General features: G+C 70.4%; 6 protein-coding genes. 3 read left to right on the forward strand and 3 right to left on the reverse strand.

From position 1 onward, the window contains the following. Positions 1-19: 19 nt before the first annotated feature. Positions 20-1,642 carry a purine-cytosine permease family protein gene (locus BM424_RS10370; protein ID WP_093415630.1) on the reverse strand — a complete coding sequence of 541 codons (1,623 nt, stop codon included), beginning with the start codon at positions 1,640-1,642 and terminating at the stop codon, positions 20-22. A gap of 272 nt (positions 1,643-1,914) precedes the next feature. On the opposite strand from BM424_RS10370, the gene BM424_RS10375 reads away from it, so the two are divergent. Beyond that, on the forward strand, positions 1,915-2,835 hold the full coding sequence (locus BM424_RS10375; protein ID WP_093415632.1) for a MurR/RpiR family transcriptional regulator: 921 nt from the start codon (positions 1,915-1,917) through the stop codon (positions 2,833-2,835). Positions 2,836-2,875: 40 nt separating this feature from the next. After that, positions 2,876-3,790 (forward strand): N-acetylmuramic acid 6-phosphate etherase, encoded by a 915-nt coding sequence (gene murQ / locus BM424_RS10380; protein ID WP_093415634.1) that lies wholly within the window; start codon positions 2,876-2,878, stop codon positions 3,788-3,790. 4 nt (positions 3,791-3,794) lie between these two features. Here the strand turns inward: murQ and BM424_RS10385 are convergent, their stop codons facing one another. Together BM424_RS10385 and BM424_RS10390 are read right to left on the reverse strand one after the other, a co-directional pair. After that, positions 3,795-4,718, reverse strand: a complete 924-nt coding sequence (locus BM424_RS10385) for a nucleoside hydrolase (protein ID WP_425441987.1) — start codon at positions 4,716-4,718, stop codon at positions 3,795-3,797. A 2-nt stretch (positions 4,719-4,720) separates the two neighbouring features. After that, positions 4,721-5,467: a Fic family protein gene (locus tag BM424_RS10390; RefSeq protein WP_093415638.1), complete on the reverse strand. Its 747-nt coding sequence runs from the start codon at positions 5,465-5,467 to the stop codon at positions 4,721-4,723. Positions 5,468-5,739: 272 nt separating this feature from the next. Between BM424_RS10390 and BM424_RS10395 the strand changes: the two genes are divergently transcribed. Then, a partial coding sequence (locus tag BM424_RS10395; RefSeq protein WP_139274041.1) for an acetyl-coenzyme A synthetase N-terminal domain-containing protein occupies positions 5,740-6,195 on the forward strand: 456 nt, incomplete at its 3' end.

The raw sequence follows: 6,195 nt of genomic DNA on the forward strand, positions 1-6,195 counted from the left end.
TTCCCGGTATTTCCACCGGTCAGGAGGCCGGGAGCACCAGCTTCCCGGTCTTGTCGGTGGTCACGCACAACGAGCAGACGATCTTGCCGGGCTCGGCGCTGGCGAGCACGTCCGGCCGCTCGAACTCCTGCGCGCAGTAGTCGCAGGTGTAGAGGGTCGCGACCGGGGTGCCGCTCGCGTCGAAGCGGGGCTCGTCGATGCCGTCGTCGGTGCGGCGCAGGTAGAAGCGGCCGCGGGTGACGATCGCCATCACCGGGGTGAGCACCACGGCGATGATCACGGCGGCGATCGGCGAGTAGGGCTGGATCGCCTCGCCGAAGGCCCCGAAGTACATCGCGATCGAGATGATCGCCGAGGCCAGGAAGGCCGTGACGCCGACCGGGTTGACCGCGTGCAGCATCCCGCGCCGGAACTCCGGTTCCTTCGGGGACAGCTTCAGCGCGAACTTGTTGATCAGGATGTCGGCGGCCACCGTGCACACCCAGGCGATCGCGCAGTTGGCGTAGAAGCTCAGCACCGAGTTGAGGAAGGCGAACATGTTCGCCTCCATCAGGATCAGCGCGACGGTCAGGTTGGCCAGCACGAACACGATCCGGCCCGGGTACCGCTTGGTGACGCGGGTGAAGGAGTTCGTCCAGGTCAGCGAGCCGGAGTAGGCGTTGGTGACGTTGATCTTGACCTGGCTGAGCACCACCAGCACCACGGCCAGCGGGATCGCCAGCCAGACCGGCATGAACAGCTCGTAGATGCCCATGAACTGCTGCACCGGCTCGGTCGCCGCGGCCCCGGCCGCGCCCATGATGAAGAACGCCAGGAACGCGCCGGTGGCCTGCTTGACCGCACCGAACACCACCCAGCCCGGGCCCGCGACCAGCGTCGACAGCCACCAGGTGCGCTTGTTGGCCTCGGTGCGCGGCGGCATGAAGCGCAGGTAGTCGATCTGCTCGCCGATCTGGGCCATCAGCGACAGCGCCACGCCCGCGCCGAGCATCACCGAGGCCGCGCTGAGACCGCCGCCCTCCTCGCCGGCGAAGGCCAGCCAGCGGCTCACCGAGTCCGGGTCGACGACCACCAGGTACCCGATCGGGCCGACCATGAGCAGCAGCCACAGCGGCGTCGTCCACACCTGCAGCTTGCTCAGCGCCTTCATGCCGTAGATGACCAGCGGCACGACGATGAGCGTGGTGATCAGGTAGCCCAGCCACAGCGGGACGCCGAGTCCGGCGTGCAGGCCCTGGGCCATGATCGCGCCCTCGGTGGCGAAGAAGATGAAGGTGAAGCTGCCGAAGATCACGCTGGTCAGCACCGAGCCGTAGTAGCCGAACCCGGAGCCGCGGGTGATCAGGTCGAGGTCGATGTTGTAGCGGGCGCCGTAGTAGGCCAGCGGGACACCGGTGACGAAGATGATCAGCGCGGCGACCAGGATCGCCACCAGCGCGTTCACGGTCCCGTAGCTCAGGCCGATGCCCGCGCCGATCGAGAAGTCGGCGAGGTAGGCGATGCCGCCCAGCGCCGTCGTGGCCACGACCCCGGGCTTCCAGCGCCGGTAGCTGCGCGGCGCGAAGCGGAGCGTGTAGTCCTCCAGCGTTTCGCGCACCGCCGCGTCCTGCGACGAGTCCGTGCGCGGTGTTTCGACGACCATCCGGTCCCTCCTCCGGTCGAACGCGCGTGCGGCCGGAAGTGTCCGGGTCCGATGTTTCCGGAGGCGGCAGCCCGCGTTTCTGTCAGATGACAAGAACTGCGCGGCGCGCACGGGCGGAGGAGGTGTAGATGTCGATCGCGGAGTCGGGCCGTTGGTCCCCACCCGACCGCGGACCGATCGTGCAACCTGGACACAGGCGGGGACCGTCTACCCGACGGATACTGCGACGAGATGCATTGACCTGCACGAGAAACGGTTAGTAAGTTTCCCACATGGCCACTTCCGAGATCTCCACCGAATCAGGCGAGGGCAGCCCCCTCGTCACGATTCGCTCGCTGCTGCCGGGACTCGCTCGGGCCGAGCAGCGCGTGGCCAACATCGTGCTCGCCGACCCGGCCTCGATCTCGCGACGCAGCATCACCGAGGTCGCCGAGGCCGCGGGCACCAGCGAAACAACCGTCACCCGCTTCTGCAAGGCGATCGGCGTCGGCGGGTACCCGGACCTGCGCATCGCACTGGCCGCCGACACCGCGCGCACCTCGACGCGCGACCGGGAGCTGGGCGGCGACATCGGCCCCGACGACGGCATCGGGCAAATCATCTCCAAGGTCGGCTACGCCGACGCCAAGGCCGTCGAGGAGACAGCGGGCCAGCTCGACGCCACCTCGCTGAACGCGCTGGTCGAGGCCGTGGCCACCGCCCGCCGGATCGACGTCTACGGCGTCGGCGCCAGCGCCTTCGTCGCCCTCGACCTGCAGCAGAAGCTCCACCGCATCGGCCTGGTCAGCTTCGCCTGGTCGGACACCCACAACGCGCTGACCTCGGCCGCGGTACTCGAACCCGGCGACGTCGCGATCGGCATCTCGCACACCGGCGCCACCACCGAGACCGTCGAGGCGCTGCGCGAGGCCAAGCGGCACGGCGCCACCACCGGCGCGATCACCAACTTCGCGCGCTCCCCGATCACCGAGATCACCGACCACGTGCTCACCACGGCGGTGCGGGAGACGACCTACCGGTCCGGTGCGATGGCCAGCCGGATCGGCCAGCTGACCGTGATCGACTGCCTGTTCATCGGCGTCGCCCAGCGGCACCTGGACCAGACCAGAACGGCGCTGGAGGCGACGCGCGAGGCGGTCTCCGGACATCGCCTCGACAGCCGGCCCGACCGGCGCAGGCACAAAGAGGCGTGACGCGCGAGCGGCCTCGAACAACCGAATCAGGAGGCATGAATTGAGCCGGGATCACGCGATTCGCGTCGTTTCGCCGACCGAGCAGACCAACCCGCACACCCGCGACATCGACCTGCTGCCGACGCTGGACGTCCTGCAGCTGTTCAACCGCGAGGACCGCACCGTTCCGGAGGCCGTCGGGCGGGTGCTGCCCGAGCTGGCCGAGGCCGTCGACCTCGCGGTCGCCGCGCTGCGCTCCGGCGGGCGCGTGCACTACGTGGGCGCGGGGACCTCGGGCCGGCTGGCCGTGCTCGACGCCGCCGAGCTGATCCCGACGTTCAACGCCCCGCCGGACTGGTTCGTCGCCCACCAGGCGGGCGGGCCGGAGGCCTACCAGCAGGCGGTGGAGAACGCCGAGGACGACGCGGACGCGGGTGCCCGCGAGATCCGCGCGCAGGGCTCGGACAAGGACTTCGTGTTCGGCCTGGCCGCGTCCGGCCGCACCCCGTACGTGATCTCGGCGCTGGCGGCGGCCAAGGAGATCGGCGCGAGCACCGCGCTGCTGACGTCGAACCCGAACCCCGGCCCGGTGCCCGCCGACGTGGTCATCGCCGCCGACACCGGCCCGGAGCCGATCAGCGGCTCCACCCGGATGAAGGCCGGGACCGCGCAGAAGCTCGTGCTCACCTCGTTCTCCACGGCGGTGATGATCAAGCTGGGGCGGGTCTACTCGAACTTCATGGTCAGCATGCTCGCCACCAACGCGAAGCTGCGCGGCCGCACGATCAACATCCTCCAGGAGGCCACCGGCGCGACCGAGCAGGAGTGCTCGACGGCGCTGACCGCGGCGGGAGACGACCTCAAGACGGCTCTTGTCCACCTGCTCTCCGGCGCCGACGTCGAGCACTCCGCAGCAGCGCTGGCGGTCGCCGACGGCCAGGTCCGAGACGCCCTCAGCAGCCTCCGGGAGAGCTGACGGGTCAGCCCATCGCCTTGGCGACCACCCGGAACGCCTCGGCCATCAGATCCCAGAAGCGCTCCTGGTCCAGAACCGTCGGGACCAGGGCGTTTCCGGTTTCGGCCTTGAAGTCGGTGACCGTCATGCCCGAGGTGAACCGCCCCTGGGTCTCGACGTCGACGCGGGCGGGCACGGCGTCCATCAGCGTCGGGTCGATCAGGTAGGCGATCGCGCACGCGTCGTGGATCGCCGGGCCGAGCTCCTGGTAGTCGGGGAACCGGCCGTAGAAGTCCAGGCAGGGCGTGAGCAGCTCGGACTCCAGCCGGCCGAGGCCCTCGAAGCGCCTGCGGACCTCGGCGTTCGCGCGGGCCTGGTGGGTGAGGTCGAGGCCGACCATCACGGTCGTCCAGCCCGCCTCGAACGCCACGGCGGCGGCTTCCGGGTCGGCCATGATGTTGAACTCGGCGGCCGGGGTGCGGTTGCCGCGCGAGTAGGCGCCGCCCATGATCACGAACTCGGCGGCCCACTCGACGATCCGCGGCTCCTTGCGGACGGCCAGCGCGATGTTGGTCAGCGGACCGGTCGCGACCAGGCTGATCTCGCCGGGTGCGGCGGCCAGCGTCTCGATGATCAGGTCCACCGCGTGCCGCGGGTCCAGCTCGCTCGCGGTCTCCGGCAGCACGACCTCGCCGAGGCCCATCACGCCGTGGACGTTGCCCGCGTTGATGCCCTCGCGCACCAGGGGCCGCCCGGCACCGCGCGCCACGGGCGCGGTCATGCCGTAGTAGTCGCGCAGCCGCAGCGCGTTCTCGGTGGTGAACTCCAGCGGCACGTTGCCGCCGACCGCGGTGATGCCCACGACGTCCAGGTTCGGGTCGCCGTGCGCGAGCGCGATGGCCAGCGCGTCGTCGATGCCCGGGTCGCAGTCGATCAGGACCTTCTTCACCGTCATCCCTCCTGGACCGCGTCGGCGATCGAGGCCGCCTCGCGGGCACCGGACTCCAGCGCGGAGCAGCAGTGCACGATCCACGCCGCCACCGCGTCCGGTTCGCCGGTGGCGAATCCGAGGGCGCGCTCGGCGTAGTCCTCCTGCCTGCGGAAGTAGGCGACCTCCGGCACGACCAGGCCCTTGGGGTCCAGTCCGCTGCCGATGACCGCGAGCCGGGCGGCGGCGCGGGCGATGACGCCGTCGGCGTGGCCGAACGGGGTCAGCGCGAGCAGCTCGCCGTGCACCACGGCGGCCAGCACCGGTCCGGCGCCGTGCGCCTGGGGGTCGGTGATGATCTCGCTGAGCAGGTCGAGCCGTTCGGAGATCACCGGGTCGGCCTGGGGGCGGCCGAGCTGCTCGGGGTCGTCGACGAGGTCGCTGGCGGCGAGCAGGTGCATCCGCGCCAGGGCCTGCCGGGGAGCGCGCTGCCAGGTCGGCAGCAGCGTGCCCATCGCCTCGGCGACGCGCAGCGAGCCGGCGAGCAGCGGGTCGCTGACCTCACCGGACTCGGGGATCTCGGTGGCGCCGCCCGCGACGGCGGCCGAGGCGCGGGCCGCGCGCACCGAGGCCTCGGCGGCGGTGGCGGGCCAGCCGCGCCGGTTGGCCGGGTGCCGGTGCACCTCGTCGATGGCGGCGCGGGCGGAGGCGACCGCGTCGGTGACCCCGTCGAGTTCCAGCAGCGGTGCCAGCGATGGCTTGTCGTTCACGGGTCCAGACGCTACCGGCCGGGACGTGAAACCCCGGCGAGCGGCCCAGGTGCGAGTTGTGCCACAGTTGCGAGCGCGTTGCACGTCGTGGACGCAGCGTTACCGCTGGGCAACTCACCGGAACCGGCGCGAAAACGGACAGTGGCGACGTGCGTTCGGTCCGTTGCGACCGATTGGTCTGAACCAATTAAGCGAAACCTCTGTTGCGGTGAGCGAGATCGCACTACGGTGCGTCTATCACTGCATTCACATCTCCAGGGAGGTTCTGGGCAATGAGCCAGCCCGACGGGCAGAGCAACACGCTCGACAACCTGCTGACGGAAAGCAGGACATTCCCGCCGTCTGAGGAGTTCGCGGCGCAGGCCAACGCCACGTCGGCGCTGTACCAGGCCGCTGATGCCGATCGCGAGGCGTTCTGGGCCGAGCAGGCCGGGCGCCTGTCCTGGCAGAACCGCTGGGACCAGGTCCTGGACTGGTCCAACGCACCCTTCGCGAAGTGGTTCGTCGGCGGCACCCTCAACGTCGCCTACAACTGCGCCGACCGCCACGTCGAAGCAGGCCACGGCGACCGCGTCGCCATCCACTGGGAAGGCGAACCCGGCGACTCGCGCACCATCACCTACGCCGAACTCCAGCGCGAGGTCTCCCGCACCGCCAACGCCCTCGCCGAACTCGGCGTCGGCAAGGGCGACCGCGTCGCCATCTACCTGCCGATGCTGCCCGAGGCC

The sequence above is a fragment of the Saccharopolyspora flava genome, from assembly GCF_900116135.1.
GTDB classification, from domain to species: domain Bacteria; phylum Actinomycetota; class Actinomycetes; order Mycobacteriales; family Pseudonocardiaceae; genus Saccharopolyspora; species Saccharopolyspora flava.